Below are 16,570 nucleotides of genomic sequence, written 5' to 3'. Positions count from 1 at the left end.
GGAATCCCTTATGGGGATTCCCTGCGATGCTGTTTCATCAATCTAGTCTCATCCTTTATTGTGCTGCCTTTGTTGTTGTTTGTGTATTCAAATCCTTGTCAATCGCATCCTGCGCAATTTGTTTATTTCGCTCAAGCACCGTCTCTGGCGACTCGCCGCGATTGGCAATCGAATAGGAAATATCGCTTAAAGCTCCGCCTAGCGGTAGAAAAATAGGCTGTGCATATTTGAGAGAATCGAGCATCACTTCAATATCGCTTTCATCAGCAAGCAGCTGCTTCTCCGCTTCCTCGCGGTTAATCGGCTCTACGCGATCCCACATTTGAATTTGTTCCCAAATATAAGCTTTCTCTTTTGCTCTCTTAACGATGGCAGGGATATAGAACTGCACGTAGTTTTCAATGCTGCCTTGCCATGTTGTTGCTTTTGGACCTTTAGGGAAATAAACAAAACCTTGCTCATCGGTCATTGTTGTTCTTGTTGCGCCTTCCCACACTTCACCAGTCACCATCGCGGCTTTACCGGAGTTGAATAACGTTTGCGACTCATTGTAATCCTCGAAATTCTCGTTTTTGTTAGGAGCGACGACTTTATGCACATTAAATAGATCACTAAAAAATCGAAGTGCTTCTAATAGGTTTGGATCGTCATAGTTGAAGACGTTTTTGCCGTCTTTGAGTGTAATAAAGGAGGAGTTGTTGGAGTGAATCAAGATGCGTGATAGATTTCCGACGATATTGGTGACGCCCCATTGGTCGATTACACCGTCGCCGTTCGTATCTTTTGTCGCTTTTTTGGCGATGTCTAGGAAAGCGTCCCATGTCCATTTGTCTTGAGCGATCAAATCATGCGGATCTGGAAGACCTTCGCGCTCAAATAATGTTTTATTGTAGTAGAGACCAGAGGCGTTGTTGATATTGGAGGTAAAGCCGTACATTTTGCCATTGACCGCACCGTGCTGCTTCAAGCCTGCAGGCCATTTGGGATCATCAAAATTGAAGAAATCATCCACCGGCATAAACAATCCTTGATTGATGGCCGGCACTGCAAAATAGTAATCCAAAGGTACGATATCGGCTGCCGACTCACCAGAGAGCGCGGCGTTTGTAACCATTTTTATGTTCTCGCCCCAAGGTACCTTCTCCCATACGATCTTCACATTATATTTCTTCTCGGCAGCCCGCCACTTCTCGAGTGTCGCTGCACCTTCCGGCGTATCCTCTGACGGTCCGTCGACCCAGTGAATAATTTTTAACGTCTCGCCGTTCATGTCGATAACCGGCTCTACAGGCGGAGCTTCTGTCGGAGCTGCCGTTTCGACAGTCGTATCATTCGTAGGCTTGTTCGTCGCTTTCTCACTTCCGTTATTGGTGCCCTTGCTGCATGCCGATACAAAAACGAGCGTAACCGTCAATAAAACCATTGCAAACCATTTTACTTTCCGCATAGCTTTACCCCTCCAATGGATGAAATGCAAGAGCTCATGCTTACTCTACATTTGCTGCGATCAACTGCTGTTTGGTCATCCCTCCCTGTTATCAGTTCAAGTTCCAACCCCGCATCGATGCCTTCATGCCCCACTTACTTGGAAGGTTTCGGCTTACTTTTTATGTGATTGTCATGGTAGTCCACCAATAATGAGATGCTATAAATCCTTCCAGAAAGTGATGATCTTTCCTGTTTACAACATATCATCACTGGAGGAATTTTTCAATAATTTTATTTTTTCTGAAAGAAAATTCTTTTATTTGAAATTCTTCTAAAAATCTATTTGGAAAAGTCGTATTTTAAAAGGTTCGTCCTTTATCGGGTGAATCCTTTTTTAAGCTATCACACAACGGATTTTTTCTCCACTATTAATTTATATATTAAAAAAATATGCCTTTATTCTATATTGTCAGAAAATTTAAACATTAGCTGTCAACGCTCTCTATTGGCATAATTTCGGTGCTTGTCGGACATCTTAATTAGGACTATTGTACAGAGAGGAGGTTTACAAATGGCTAAACCAGACAACAGAGAAGATAATGCCGCTCATTTGCAGCAGCATATTAACAACACAAAAGAAAATTTGCAAGAAGCTGAACAGTACTTAAATGAATTTGCAGATGAATTATCTTCGGATCAGCAGCAATCGATCGAAGCTAAAAACGAGCGCCGCAAAGAAAGCATCCAATCTTTCGCAGCGGAGAAGCAGGACGAAGCAGGGCAATAAACGCTCTTTATCTTTATAAAGACCCATCAAAAAAGGAGACCCAAATAAACTGACCCCTTAGTCAAGGACACTTTGAAAAAAAGAGCACTAAGCCACACTTAAGAGATGATTCCTGTACTGAACAGGAGTCATCCTTTTTTGTTTCCACTGATATCTATGATGATTGTAATAACGAATATAGCGATTAATTTCTCGTTCTAATTCAGCCAAGGTTGTACAGTCTTGACTCTTCACATGATCTTTCATATGACCGAAGAAGGACTCCTGAGGTGCATTATCCCAACAGTTTCCACGACGTGACATCGATTGTCCAAGGCCCTTACTCTTCAATAATTTCTGGTAGGTAGGGCTCGTGTAATGGCTCCCTTGATCGGAATGGATAAAGACCTTCTTATGAAGTTTTACGCGCTTCTGCTTCATTAACGATTCAATGGTATTTGTGACTAAAGGCAGTTGGAGGGATACGGAGAGATTTCGGGCTAGAAGCTCCCCTGTAGAGGCGTCCAAAATGGTCGACAAATAAGCCGTCTGTGATTTTCCATACGGAAGATAGGTGATATCCGTGAGTAAAACAAGGCCTGGGATTCCCTTCTTAAAGTCCCTCTGCAGCTTATTTGGGAGCGTGCGGTGTTCGAGTGTAGCTTTGGTCATAAGTCGATACGGGTTAGGTTTTCGATGAGGACAAACGAGGTCAAATTTTTTCATTAGCCTTTGAATTCGCTTTAGATTGTAACAGGTGTCATATTCGCTCTGGAGCGTCATCTTAATGGATCGGGAGCCTTTTTTATAACCTCTTCGATGAAAGGCTTTCTTGATAAGTGCACCTGCTTGCTCATCCGCTAACGTACGCTTCTGACGCTTGTCAGCAGAGTGAAGGTAGTTATAAAAGCCAGAGCGTGACACGTCAAGCAGTTGACAAAGGTAACGTGTCATTCGCCCCAAACCTTGTTGAACAGCTTCCTGAATAAGGTTAAAACAATCACTCGGATTTAGGATCTTTCCGTTTGCTGTTAGCCTCCTTTCGTTCCTGTCTAACTTTTTTACGTATGCCAGTTGAGCCTCCAAAAGTCTAATCTTTGCATCCTGCCTGGCAATAATCTCTTCAGGAGATAAATCTCGTTTTGATGGACGTAGAACCGCTTCTTTTCTCGAGTCCGCAAGTCCCGTAATCCCATCTTTTTCGTAGGCTTTCTTCCAACGATCTGCACATTGTTCGATCCGCTTCAACCCGAGGATCTCCACTTGAAATCCACTGGTTTCAAAAATCTCCCTCGGAGTTCGTCCCGATACATATTGGTCAATGAACACACGTTTGAATTCATCAGCATACGTAATTGATTTTTCGCTGACTCGTAAGACATACGGGTTGTTAGCTAACTGTTCTTGTTCATATTGATTAAAGTGTTTTTTACTCATATGACCGCCCCCACTATTCACTCTAGTATACAAAAAAAGGTACCCATACACTAAACCCTTTTTTCAAAGTGTCCAGTGTATGGGTACCAGTTTAAAATGAGGGTCTCCTTTTTTGATGGGCTTTGCGATATGATCGAAAGATTGCCTATCGATTAATACAGCTTGTCTACGACGGAGCGAGCCGTCTTCTCCAAAGCTTCTGTGGCATTATTTTTCTTATGAGACAACAAATTGCACAAAATATCCAATAAATGTACCTGAGTAATCTTTGTTGACCAAGATCCGCCTTCGGTAGGCATCTCACGTGAGGGCACCAATAAAATGGTGTCGGCATGTGCTGTAATCGGAGAACGCATATGGCTTGTCAAACAAATGACCTCAGCTCCATTAGCTCTCGCTTGGCGCAGCGGATCTACCAGATCCCTCGTGCTTCCCGAGGTTGATATGCCAAACACCACTTCCCCTTTCTTCACGAGCGATGCAGACATCGCGATAATATGGGAATCTCTATGCGCCTCCACATTCATTCCAATTCGCATCAGCCTATAATGAAGATCAAGCGCTGTAATACCGGATGATCCTACTCCAAAAATATAAATTTTGTCCGCTGCGAGCATCCGATGGACTGCTTTGTCCAAATCCGCCGGATTGATTAGATCAAGCGTATTTTTTAGCATCATCTCGTTGCGAAGCGTAATCTTTCTTGCCTTCGTCAGCGTGCTGTCTTCTTCTTCTATTTCAACGGTCGAGTACGACGGACGGTTGACCAAATCCTGCGCAATAGACAGCTTAAACTCTTGGTAGCCCCGGAAGCCTAACTTGCGGCAAAACCGAATAACGGACGTTTCGCCTACCCCCGCCTGCTCAGATAAATCGGTTACCGTCGCCATAACCGCTTCCTCGGGATTTGATTTTACATAGTCGGCTACTTTTTTCTCCGCTTTGGTCAAGGAAGTATATATACTCGAAATCAACAAAAGCGTATTGGATTGGTTAATTTTTTGACCTGCCATCTTCATCGTATCAGCTCGCTTCATAGTGTACTTATCTAAATAGTTTAGATGATCTACTCATGGCTTACAATAAATGTAATACCCTCAAAACATCCTGATCAATCCCTATCACTTCACATAATCAGGATAATCGGTAATAATGCCATCAACGTTAAGATCGAGCAATGGCGGCACTTCCGCTGCCGAGCGAACCGTCCAAGGCGTCGTTTTTTTGCCTAATGCATGAATGGTATCTACGAATTTTTTTGTAACGAGATTCAAGCTCGGATTCACATAATCTGCATACACGGCTGTTTCTTGAAGCTTCTCTGCCGTTACATCTTCAGACTGATAAACAAGCAAACCAACTAGAACCTGGGGCATAATAGCACTAAATCGCTTCACAGAGCTCTGATCAAAAGATTGAACAATAATAGAAGCAGGATCTTCATCCAGCATGCCGTGAGCACGCAGCTCTTCGGCTAACTTCTGCTCTATCCCCGGATACAGCCAAGGCGCCTTAATCTCGATTAAGATACCGATTTTCCCTTTGCATAAGTCGAATACCTCTGATAGTGTTGGCATTCGTTCACCTTCAAATTTCGCATTAAACCAGCTTCCTGCGTCCAGTTCACTCAGCTGAGCCATCGTAAAGTCCAGCACTTTGCCTCTGCCATTACTCGTACGATCAACCTCTGTATCATGAATAACAACAAGCTGCCCATCCTTCGTAAGCTGAATATCCAGTTCCAAGAAATCAGCCTTCATCTCGATCGCAAGCTGAAACGACGCCATCGTATTCTCGGGTGCATACCCGGCCGCACCTCGGTGGGCAATGACGATAATTTTTTTATTTATTGCTGGTTTCATTCTGATCCCTCTCCTCTATCCATTCCATCCACTCATCAATATTTGCTGACATTTCCTTTAAGGACGAGAAGGTCAACAGCACCTGCTCATTGCCAAGCTGCTGCTCCGACTCACCGAAAATATCTGTGTGCAGCGAACGTCTCATATTGTACTCCAGCCATTCGAGCATACTGCCCATTCTGCCGTAGAAAGCTTCCTTCACATGCGTTAGCTCTGTCCCGCCGGCCTTTTGATATGAGCCTAGCATCGTCATAAAAGTCTCTTTATTGACGTGTCCCGTATCAATCCCGCTCCAGCTTAAGGCAGCATCAAGCAGCTCCATTGTTGGATTTGTTGAACCAGCTGCTTCCCAGTCAATAATATGCGGATGAAGACCGTCCTTCCAAACGACGTTTTTCGGATTCAAATCGCGATGGCTGAAGCACTGGCTATCGTTCAACATCTGGCTGGCTTGCTGATACTGATGATTCCATTCTAACAAGTCATTGAATCCAGCATCCATCTGCTGCGCCCATGGCGTCGCTGACCTGAGTCCATCATCTATCAAATTCCTGAAGTAGTCCTGCCCGAAGGAGGTCCATAGTGGACTATGCTGCTCCTCGAATTTCAAATTGTGAATCTTATGAAGCAAAGCTCCAATTATACTTGCGTGTTCCCTGCGGCAATCAGCAGGAGTAATGACAGCTCCATCAATCCAATCAAATAGCATAACATCCACACCAGAAACCTGAGTAATGATGTCATTATTAACCGTCTTTGCTAAGACGACAGGTATACCTGCACTTGCTGCGGCTGCTGCAATACGCTCCGAGAGCAAATAGTTGGACAAGACACCTGCTCTTGACATAATTTCAGGGTTTAATATTTTCAAGGCGAATTGCCCTTCTGTTGTGCTGAGCTTCCACATGTGATGAAGCAAACCGCCAGTGACCGGACTTGGCTGAATGAGCGGCTCTCCAATCTCGTAATGAATACAAAGACTCGTAACCCATTGCATATTGATCTCTTGAGGCAATTGAATCCCTCCTCTTTCCTTCAATTGACTTTCACAAATTAAAATAATGTTCGGATATAGGCTCCATGGCCTGCCAGAATTTTGAAAAAGATATTTTTTTTAATAATATCATAATTGGTGGATATAATCTCTATCTCGTGTTACGATATAGCAAATTTTCATTCAATTCTAGAAGGGCGGGACTCGAATGGAACAACAATCGATAACGGCTGACATTATTATACTTGGCGGAGGGCTTGGCGGATGCATGGCTGCACTATCCTCAGCTAAGTTAGGCATGAAGGTGATCGTTACGGAAGAAACGGATTGGATTGGCGGGCAGTTGACTAGTCAAGCCGTTCCTCCCGACGAGCATCCTTGGATTGAAAGCTTCGGCTGCACCCGCACATATCGTGAGTTTCGGGGCCGTATTCGCCGCTATTACAAGGATAATTATCCCTTAGTAGAAGACGCCAAAAACAATGATCGCCTAAACCCAGGAAACGGCTGGGTCAGCCGACTTTGCCATGAACCAAAAGCCGCGCTTCATGTGCTTGAGACCATGCTTGCCCCTCATATCAGCAGTGGAAAAATAACTATTCTACTCGGCTGTCAATTAGAGTCGGTTGAAACAAACGAAGACCTGATTGAATCTGTCCTTATCAAACACATCACCTCAGGTGAAATGAAGAAGCTGCATGGCTTCTACTATTTGGACGCGACAGAATGTGGCGACCTTCTTCCTCTTGCCGGTGCAGAGTATGTATCAGGAGCTGAAGCAAAAGCTGAAACGGGAGAACCGCATGCGCTTGAGCAGGCCGATTCCCTTGATATGCAATCCTTTACGTATGTATTTGCTTTGGATCACATGGAGAACGCGGATTATACGATTGAGAAACCAGAGCAGTATGACTTTTGGCGAAGCTTCATTCCTGCGCATTCACGTTTCCCGCTGTTCGGCTGGAAAATGGGAGACATTCATGATCCGTGCCAGGACAAAGAAATTATCTTCATGCCCGATGGGAAAGAACCCATGCCCTTCTGGACTTACAGGCGCATTATTGACCGTTCTTTGTTTAAAGAAGGCTCTTTTGAAAGCGATATCACTTTAATTAACTGGGCACAAAACGATTATTATTTAGGACCTATTTATGAGGTAACTGAAGAAGAAAAACAAAAACATTTGAAGAGTGCGCGTCAGCAAAGTCTATCGCTCGTTTATTGGCTGCAAACGGAAGCACCGCGTCCAGATGGAGGCATTGGTTATCCCGGCCTTCGACTTCGCGGTGACATTGTTGGAACAGAAGATGGTATTGCCAAACATCCTTATATACGGGAATCTCGCAGAATAAAGGCGCAGTATACGATTACGGAGCATGATGTCAGCCTCGAAATCAGGGGGGATCAAGGGATCAAACGATATGAGGACAGTGTAGGCGTCGGAAGTTATCATCTAGATCTCCACACAACAACAAAATCCAATCGCGGCTTCTACATTCCCAGCTTGCCATACGAAATTCCGCTCGGAGCCCTCCTCCCCGTTCGGATGAAAAATTTGCTCCCTGCGTGTAAAAATATTGGCACTACTCAAATTACAAACGGCTGCTACCGGCTGCATCCAACCGAATGGAACATCGGTGAATCTGCAGGTTATTTAGCCGCTTACTCCATTATAAATCAAGTCACCCCGCATGAAGTACGAGAAAATAAGCAGCATCTGGAAGCTTTCTTAACGCTTATTCAAAATCAAGGCATTGAGACGCATTGGCCAGAAAATTTAAAGCAATAGATAGAAAATAAAAATATTATCCTCTTTTTATAAAATTTATGGAAAAACGATCCACTTACTGGTACACTACTGCTAGATAAACAATCCATCATGAACATGAACAGCTACTTTATCCGAAAGGCGGTGAAGTGTAAGGTTCTGTTTTATGCGTACAAATGAGAAGATTCGAGGTGTATGCCATGATGACCAAACGATTGTTTAATCTCGTCCTTTGTGTTGCCCTTCTTCTGATCAGCATTTTTTCAACCGCCTTCTCAGAGCCCGCTTCTCCTGACCAGCCATCCATTACACTTGAGGACGGCACAAACCACATCGTTGACCTCATTAATCAAGAGAGTCAAGACAACAAACTCATGATATTTACCCGCAGCTACGGAACCACAACAAAACCTCCGCTCGTTCCGACAACAGAAGCCATCATTACAAACGATATCGTTACAGCCATATACACAAACAGCACTAACGGCACTTATATTCCTGCTAACGGATACGTCATATCTGGAACGGGAAACAAAGCTCCATTGATCAGCGGCTTCAAGATTGGAGATTCCATTACTACGAGCTTTCCTATATCGGTTTATCCAGCCCAATATTTCACCGTTAATGAAGAGATCGTTCCAATTACTCAGGTTAATGCAGGGCGCGGAGCCGCGGATATCGTTCTGTATTTGCCAGAATACGGCCCTGCAACAAAAACAAATCCATGGGGCATGGAGATCACGGTTGACGGAGGTTCCGTTACGCGAATAGCAACGATGACGCAGGATACTAGCGGCAATTGGCTCGATAACAACTCATCCATTCCTGCGAGTGGATACGTTCTCTCAATTCAAGCTGAAAGTCCGTTTTTTGCCAAATTAAATGGAACTGTGCGGATTGGAGATGCCGTTGAATTGAATATGAACAATGAAGTGTTAGTTGAAGCCTCCAAAGTAGGATACGACGCCTTAAATCCGCGAACGAGAGAAGATAATCCCGGAGGCTGGGATGACGGCAGCAATGAACCATACCCCGGACACCGCGGAACGGATCAGCTCATTATTTACGACAACAGCTATGGCGCAGCAACGGGAACAAATCCTTGGGGATACGAGGTTGTCGTAAACTCGGAAGGCAAGGTCACGCAGGTGAGCGGCAATAATTCTACCATTCCAGCTGGCGGATATGTCATATCCGGGCATGGCGTCAAAGCAAGCTGGCTAAGCGAGCATGTATCCATAGGCAGCAGCTTCAAGCTGCTCACGAATAAGAAACAAGCGTTATTTCTGTTCACGCCAGAATCCTATCTGGATAAAGCGCAAATAGGAATAGATGCTGCGAAGCAAAAGCTTATTCTCTCCAAGCAGCAGTTTCTAGACATTAACTACAACGGTATGGAACAGCAAATTACATCTGCACAAGCAGCATTGGTCGATTTGAAAAGCCAGATTGCACAAGGTGATTTCGCTTCCTTCACCGTCCAGTTCGCAGAGCTGAACGCACGGGTGGAGAAAGCCAGCTTCATGGGCTATGAATCCCGCGCTGTAGATCATCGATCCATTTGGATTCGTCCGAAGGAAACGAATCTGGGGCAGGTTCAGCAGCATATTGCGAAGCTTCACGCTTTAAATATCAACTCCATTTACTTAGAGACGTGGTGGAATGGCTTTACGATTTACCCAACGAGCCATCCGCTAGCTGCTCAAAATCCGATTTATGGCGGTTTTGACGTATTGAACGCCTATATAACTGAAGCCAAAAAAGCAGGCATCGAGGTTCATGCATGGGTCGAAAACTTTTTGGTAGGCGTCGGCAGTATGGCAGGTCCCGTCAGAAGCCTTAAGCCGGAATGGTCCATGATCAGTAGACAAGGCCACGATTATCAAGACGTTCCGCTTTACAACACCCAGTACTACTTCCTAAACCCTGTAAGGCCTGAAGTACGGGACTTTGTTTCTGAAATTTATAAGGAGCTGCTTCAGAAATATAAAGTAGACGGCTTGCATTTGGACTATATTCGTTATCCCGATGCAGGTGATTACACGAACGACTTTGGTTATGACTCTTATACGCGCAATCTGTTCAAGCAGAAGCATGGCGCAGATCCGATCGACCTCCATCCCGGCGACAACCTTTGGCAAGCGTGGGTTGATTTTAGAAAAAATACGATTAATGAGTTCGTATATCGGATCTCCAGTGAAGCCAAAAAATTGAAGCCGGATATCCGAGTCTCCGCCGCCGTATGGCCGAACTACGTGAATGGGCCAGAGTTCATGCACCAGGAGCCAAAGGATTGGATTGCCAAAAACTATATCGACCAGCTCTTTCCGATGTCCTATCATCCAGACGCTTCATCTGTTGCCACGGATTCCTTAAACTCCGTTGCACTCGCAAACAACAAAGCGCTGATCGTCATTGGTGTCGGAACGAATCTCGGCTTAACGAAGGAGATGCTGCTTAAACAAATAAACGACTCCGTCGCAGTAGGCGTCTCCGGCTCAGCTTTGTTCGAATTTGAATCGTTGTTTGGAAATGAATATGACAAAGCGCTTTTAGCAGGGCTCTACAGCAAACCCGCTATCGTGCCAGACAAAGATGTTTTAACATCCTTCAAAACGATCATTTCCGAAATGCAGCGCAAAATCAAACAGATTTATGTCCCGCTTAATGGGATGGATAACGATAAGAAATATGTAAAAGAGCTGGAGCAGCTTGAAAAAAGCTGGAAGGATAAAAAATCAGTCGGCAAGGACGCCAAAGAAGCACTTAAGAAAATAGAGAAGCTTCTGGAGCGTATCGAATCGGATCGTGCTTTGAACATAGAGGTTAAAAAACGAATGGCTGCGGATCTTAATTATTTGGAAACCATTATTCTCGTTTACGTATCCAAGGCAGCCCACTAAACAACACAGAGAGGACCAACTGTATGTTATGGGAAAACTTAACCGTCAAGGAATTTGAGGCGGCCGTGAAGTCAACGAACCGAGTCTGTGTCCTGCCGATCGGCTGTCTTGAAAAGCATGGCGATCATCTTCCCCTCGGAACGGATATGATGATCGCTAGAGAAATCGTAGAGAATTCAGCTCAATTAGAGTCATGTGTTATCTTTCCTTATTATATTTTCGGCCAAGTATCCGAGGTGAAGCATTACGCTGGCACAGTTGCTCTTGGCAGCGAGCTGCAGCTGCGCCTCTTGCAGGAAGTGTGCAAGGAAATTAGGCGCAACGGCTTCAACAAAATTATTTTGGCCAATGGGCACGGCGGCAATAACAATCTGCTGAGCTATTTCGTCCAAACGATGCTCGATGAACGCAAGGATTATGTTGTGTACGCCTATAATCTATGGGAATTAAATGCCGAGCAGCTTGCTCATCTTGATCAATCCTATCAAACGCCAGATGACTATGGGCATGCCGATCATATGGAAACATCGCAAATTCTTCATATTAATCCGTCTCTTGTCCATATGGACCGTTTGAATCCAGGCGAGTGGGAGTCCAAAGGTCTTGGACGAACGCTAACGGAGCATAGGCTGTCCGCTGGCATCCATTGGTATATGGAATTTCCTAATCAGATTGCGGGTGATCCTTCATTGTCGACGGCAGCGTATGGTAAGGAGTATATTTCAATGTGCGCAAGCAACTTCGCCAAAGCGATACACGCTGTCAAAAATGATGAAACCTCTTTGCAGCAGCAAAACGCTTTTTTTGATCGATGCGACGATGTGAACCTTATCCGTTAAAACAAAAAATGGCAGTCCGGCCTAGCTACAGGCTTTGGACTGCCATTTCTCTTACTCCTTAGATTACAAAAATTTATGTATGTGCTCGATGACTTTCTCCGCGCATCTACGATTTCCTCGTTCAGATAAGTGCAAACGGTCCTCGCAAATATGTAATGCTAGATCTTCTTTTATGGCAGCATTCAGATCATTTATTTGTATGCCTAGGCTTTCCATCAGCTTTACAGCTGCCGCATTGTATAAATCGATCTCTGCATTGCTGCGCCCAATCGCATCGGCTGGAACAGGCGTCGTTGTTGCAAATATGATGTTTGCACCCGTTCTTTGCAGCTCATTCGCCGTTCGTTTAAGCGTTTCCAAATATTCTTCTAATGAAGTAAGTGCCTCGACCATTGGCGCTTCATGATGCAAATCCCATAATCCGTTGTTCCAATGAACGATATCTGGTTTGCCCAGATCTCTAATCCACAAATTAACTCCCCATAACGTATGTTTCGCAAATCTGCCGTTCTCCTCAGGTGCGACAACCTCTGCCGTTTCATTCAAAGCCTCGCGCACAAGCGGTTCATAGCCCATTCGGATCGAATCTCCGAGCAGCAGTACTCTTTTCATCCGTAACACCTTCCCCTTGTTTTCATAATATTTGCCCATGCCGCAAACTTGATGCTTACGTCCATGTCAACCTCATCCCTCTTGAAATATAGCACACCCCCAACCGTTTCTCAAAGACAGTTAGGGGTGTGTTATACTCCGTATGCTAATTTACAAAGAAACATCTAAACTAAGCGTAATGATTTCAGCGGGACGAACCACCATTCGGCCAAGCTCTGACTCCTCCAGCCTCTGCTCCATTACGCTGCTGCGATGTGCTGCGTTCACACCTAGCGTAGGGTATACGCTTAACGTTTGCTCATCTCGTGATAGATTATACCAGCGCGCGATCAAATCCCCCGTGTTCTCCGATACCTTAAGAGCAGACAAACATAGTTTGTCACCCTCCCATTGCATAAAGGAAAAACTACTTGGAAGCTCACCCTCATGTGTACCCGTCTGCTTCACTATCCATGGAACTTGATATTGATAAGCTTCCTTCATCGATGACATAGCTCCATGCCCAATGAACTCCGACTTTGCATGCTGATTCTCTACCGGAAACGGTATAATTTCAAGCTTAACCGTATGCTCGCCGAGACACTGCGCCTCAGGGGTCGGGAAGTATCCCCAATCACCTAGCTCTCCCACCGCACGCAGCAAAGTAACCGCAATGGTATTGTTTTCATCTTCTTCTCGCAAAACTTCATATTCATTTAAACCAAGGTTGGCGATCGTAACTCCCTGCTTCACGCCAATCAACGTCACAAAAGCTTGCTGATGCTGACAATTGCTTGGGTTTCTCCATTCCTCCGATGGGGTATTATCCCGCTCCACCACTTCAAAGATTGAATCTGCCAAATGTGTCTTCGATTGAAAGTCTACCGGGAACAACATACGCAAACGATGGTCAAGAGCCTCGTTGTTAAAGGTGGTTTCTATTTGCAGTGCTTGCCCGTTTTTGTTAAGTGATACCTTCGTCTTAATCGTAAAAGGAATACGCTTATCCGACCTGCCTGATTTTCGTCCAGTAAACCAAATCAGCTCTTCTCTCTCCTGCTGCAACAGCTCTTCTGCCGACTTTGGGATTAACATCTGGTGCGTAATTTCAAAGCTGGCTTGAAAAGGTGTATCTTCCGTTATGCGTATTTCGGCTCGAAGGCCTCTCGTTGTCAGCGGGACGTCACCGTTTGGCTGGCGGTACATATACTCATTACCAATGTCTCCTGTATCTTCATATACACACTGATTGCGCAGCACTTCATTCGAACGATGATCAACAATAGTCAAGGAACCGTCATCAGCGATCGTTACAGTCAAATAATCATTGCCCATCTCTCGTTCATTTCTAATTAGAGAGCCTTCTTCAGCTTGAAGCTGTTTAGAATGATCATTTCTAATCAGCGCATAGGTTTTGTAGCCAAGTGCTGGTACACCGTGCGCCTCAAATTGAATACGTACTTTTCTAGCAAAATAAGGCTGACGGAATTGATCCTCGGGCAAATCGTATCCGAATTGTACGCCTAGATCTTCTATGCCGCTGGATACCTTGCTGCCCTCTGACTCTACGAGGTATAGACCTGCTAAATCAATTTCCTTCAGTCGCTGCTTCATCGTGTAAAAATCTATTCCACTGTTGAAATAGATGCGTTCGATTTCAACATCAGTGGAAACAACACCAGAACGCAGCCAGCCCGTTGTATTAACAACAACGAGTGTAGAAGCAACTTCTCCAAAGGAAGCAAATTCCCTTGTATCTACCTTCGAAGCGACTGCGGATAAACTGTCTTCGATAATGCTTTCGGCGATATGCTTGCTTTTGGCAAAACGGGTCACCATCTCTGCATGGACCTCATCGACACTGCATCCGCAAATGCTGTCATGCGGATGGTTTTGCATCAATGTTTTCCAAGCATATGTGAATAGATGATGAGGATAAGCATGGCCTGTCAAATAAGCAAAGGCTGCTATCGGTTCGGCCACTTTCTCCAACAGCGTCTGACCTGTTTGGTTCATTTGCTTAAGATAGATTCGCGAAGATGCAGTATTAACAAGTGTCGACCAGCCATCGGTATGCTGGCTTCTCAGTTCACCTTTGACGATGGACAATTTCTCAGGGAGCGATGCGGTTACCGCCTCAATATAATCTTCAAAATTCGAATGGACAAATTGATATTCCGGAAATAGCTGCTGCGCAGTCGCAATAGCTTGTGCTACATCCGTCTGCACCGGCTGATGATCGCAGCCATTCATCATGAGCCAGTGAGGCGTTGAAGCATACTCGGCGACGTCCATTAATTTACGCTGCCAATAAGCACCGGCTGCTTCTGGCTCAGTTGGAATTTCATTGCCGTTGCTGTACCAATTGGCGAACAGAATGCCGATCACTCTTGAGCCGTCTGGAGCCTCCCAAATCATCTCGGAGAACGGAGATTCGTAGGCTTTCGTTTGAGAAACCTCATTATTAAAGCCAGTTGGCTTCACACCGCGTCCGAACACAGCATTCTCGATCCCTGCTTGCAGCATCAGCTGTGGTGCTTGACCAATGTTTCCGAACGAATCCGGGAAATACCCCACCTTGGCAACTTTGCCGAACTGCATAGCATCTTGGTGTCCATAAACGAGATTGCGTACATTTGCTTCACCGCTCGTCAAAAATTCATCCTGCAAAATATACCACGGTCCAATATGAATGCGTCCTTCGCGAACATACTGCTCAAGCAGCGCTCTTTTTTCCGGACGAATTTGCAAATAGTCTTCTAATATAATCGTCTGGCCATCAAAATGGAAGCTTTTGAAATCCGAATCTCGCTCTAGCGTCTCAAGCAAACGGTCAATAAGCGCAATTAATCTAACATGGTGCTTCTCATATGGCAAGTACCATTCCCTGTCCCAATGGGTGTGTGAAATGATATGAACAGTAGTAGATGATATCAAAGTATCCTTCTCCATTCTCTGTTTGGGATGAAAGCAAAGACGCCGCTCCACGTGCTTGCCTAATGCCGATTAATGCTCACTTTGCTTGCATTAGCCTACGATGCCTGTACGCTCTACACTTTCGACGAAATAGCGCTGTACGAACAAGTACATAATAATAAGCGGGAGCATAAGCAGGAGAACGCCTGTATTCAGCAGCATGGATTGATACACAAGATCGGGTTCTTTGCCAAGCACAGAGCCCATGTCTGCTAACTGAGTTGACAATACTTTTACTTTGCTGAGAAACAACGAAACATAATAGCTGTCATTCCACTGCCATACGAAAGAGAACAGCACAACCGTAACGATAGCAGGAACGGCATTCGGCAGCATGATTTTATAGAAGGTTTTAAAAACACCTGAGCCGTCAACAACGGCTGCTTCTTCAATCTCCTTCGGAATGCCTCGGAAAAATTGCCGAAAAATATAAATGTAAAGACCGTTTTTGAGCCCCATTCCCGTTGCGGATGAAATTAGGAAAGGCCAAAAGGTATCAATTAGATTAAAGCTGTCCCTCTTCGAAAACAAACCTACTAAACCGAACATATCAAAGTACCTGTACGTTAAATATAGCGGAATCATAATCGTCTGCGGCGGTACAACAATGGTGAATATAACGAATCCAAAGAGGATGCCGCTGCCTTTAAATTTCAATTTTGCAAAAGCGTATGCCGCTAGCGCACAGGATGCGAGTTGAATGGCAGTCGTTCCCGCCGATATCAAAAACGTATTCAATAGAGTAGCCCAATAGTGGGTCGCTTCCATCGAAATTTTAAAATTGTCCAACGTAAAGTTTCTAGGAATCCACAGCACCGTCGGATCATAGATATCAATTTTGTTGCGGAATGCGACCGAGAAACGAAGAAATAGTGGAAATAATATAATAAAACAAAAACCAGAAACGAGTACTGACCTTAGCAACGTCCATAACAATCGCTTCGATCTCTCGACCGGATTATAGTGGCGGTGAAACCTTTCCGCATGAATGGCCGGCAGCTTCATG

Annotated in this window: 12 protein-coding genes; 4 read left to right on the top strand and 8 right to left on the bottom strand. The window is 44.8% G+C overall.

Features of this window, described 5'->3' with window-relative positions:
- Window positions 1-55: 55 nt before the first annotated feature.
- Complete coding sequence (locus AC0VYE_RS13730; protein WP_475448624.1) at window positions 56-1,447, bottom strand: ABC transporter substrate-binding protein; 1,392 nt, start codon at window positions 1,445-1,447, stop codon at window positions 56-58.
- A gap of 552 nt (window positions 1,448-1,999) precedes the next feature.
- Between AC0VYE_RS13730 and tlp the strand changes: the two genes are divergently transcribed.
- Entirely contained in the window at window positions 2,000-2,215 is a 216-nt protein-coding gene (tlp, locus tag AC0VYE_RS13725) for a small acid-soluble spore protein Tlp (RefSeq protein WP_076270030.1), read from the top strand.
- Window positions 2,216-2,302: 87 nt separating this feature from the next.
- Here the strand turns inward: tlp and AC0VYE_RS13720 are convergent, their stop codons facing one another.
- The 4 genes from AC0VYE_RS13720 to AC0VYE_RS13705 all read right to left on the bottom strand — a co-directional run bounded on the left by AC0VYE_RS13720 (window position 2,303) and on the right by AC0VYE_RS13705 (window position 6,508).
- Window positions 2,303-3,631: an IS3 family transposase gene (locus tag AC0VYE_RS13720; RefSeq protein ID WP_475442581.1), complete on the bottom strand. Its 1,329-nt coding sequence runs from the start codon at window positions 3,629-3,631 to the stop codon at window positions 2,303-2,305.
- A gap of 152 nt (window positions 3,632-3,783) precedes the next feature.
- Window positions 3,784-4,650, bottom strand: coding sequence for a MurR/RpiR family transcriptional regulator (locus tag AC0VYE_RS13715; protein WP_076270167.1), 867 nt, complete (start codon window positions 4,648-4,650; stop codon window positions 3,784-3,786).
- A gap of 102 nt (window positions 4,651-4,752) precedes the next feature.
- Window positions 4,753-5,493, bottom strand: a complete 741-nt coding sequence (locus tag AC0VYE_RS13710; protein WP_475448622.1) for a glycerophosphodiester phosphodiesterase — start codon at window positions 5,491-5,493, stop codon at window positions 4,753-4,755.
- Complete coding sequence (locus AC0VYE_RS13705) at window positions 5,474-6,508, bottom strand: phosphotransferase (RefSeq protein WP_475448621.1); 1,035 nt, start codon at window positions 6,506-6,508, stop codon at window positions 5,474-5,476. Before AC0VYE_RS13705 ends, AC0VYE_RS13710 begins: the two co-directional genes overlap by 20 nt.
- A gap of 187 nt (window positions 6,509-6,695) precedes the next feature.
- Between AC0VYE_RS13705 and AC0VYE_RS13700 the strand changes: the two genes are divergently transcribed.
- The 3 genes from AC0VYE_RS13700 to AC0VYE_RS13690 all read left to right on the top strand — a co-directional run bounded on the left by AC0VYE_RS13700 (window position 6,696) and on the right by AC0VYE_RS13690 (window position 11,997).
- Complete coding sequence (locus AC0VYE_RS13700) at window positions 6,696-8,276, top strand: FAD-dependent oxidoreductase (RefSeq protein ID WP_475448619.1); 1,581 nt, start codon at window positions 6,696-6,698, stop codon at window positions 8,274-8,276.
- A 179-nt stretch (window positions 8,277-8,455) separates the two neighbouring features.
- A complete protein-coding gene (locus AC0VYE_RS13695; RefSeq protein ID WP_475448617.1) occupies window positions 8,456-11,158 on the top strand; it encodes a glycoside hydrolase family 10-like protein in 2,703 nt (900 codons plus the stop codon).
- Between the two features lie 23 nt (window positions 11,159-11,181).
- Entirely contained in the window at window positions 11,182-11,997 is an 816-nt protein-coding gene (locus AC0VYE_RS13690; RefSeq protein ID WP_475448615.1) for a creatininase family protein, read from the top strand.
- A 63-nt stretch (window positions 11,998-12,060) separates the two neighbouring features.
- On the opposite strand, the gene AC0VYE_RS13685 is transcribed toward AC0VYE_RS13690, so the two are convergent.
- From AC0VYE_RS13685 to AC0VYE_RS13675, 3 genes are all read right to left on the bottom strand, one after another.
- Window positions 12,061-12,609, bottom strand: a complete 549-nt coding sequence (locus AC0VYE_RS13685; protein WP_475448613.1) for an SGNH/GDSL hydrolase family protein — start codon at window positions 12,607-12,609, stop codon at window positions 12,061-12,063.
- A gap of 150 nt (window positions 12,610-12,759) precedes the next feature.
- Entirely contained in the window at window positions 12,760-15,525 is a 2,766-nt protein-coding gene (locus AC0VYE_RS13680) for an alpha-mannosidase (RefSeq protein WP_475448611.1), read from the bottom strand.
- Between the two features lie 90 nt (window positions 15,526-15,615).
- Entirely contained in the window at window positions 15,616-16,569 is a 954-nt protein-coding gene (locus AC0VYE_RS13675; RefSeq protein ID WP_475448609.1) for a carbohydrate ABC transporter permease, read from the bottom strand.
- Between the last annotated feature and the right edge of the window lies 1 nt (window position 16,570).

The organism is Pristimantibacillus sp. Z349TD_6, from assembly GCF_056173205.1.
Note: the sequence above shows the minus strand (reverse complement) of the source record. Positions and strands in the feature narration are given on the sequence as shown.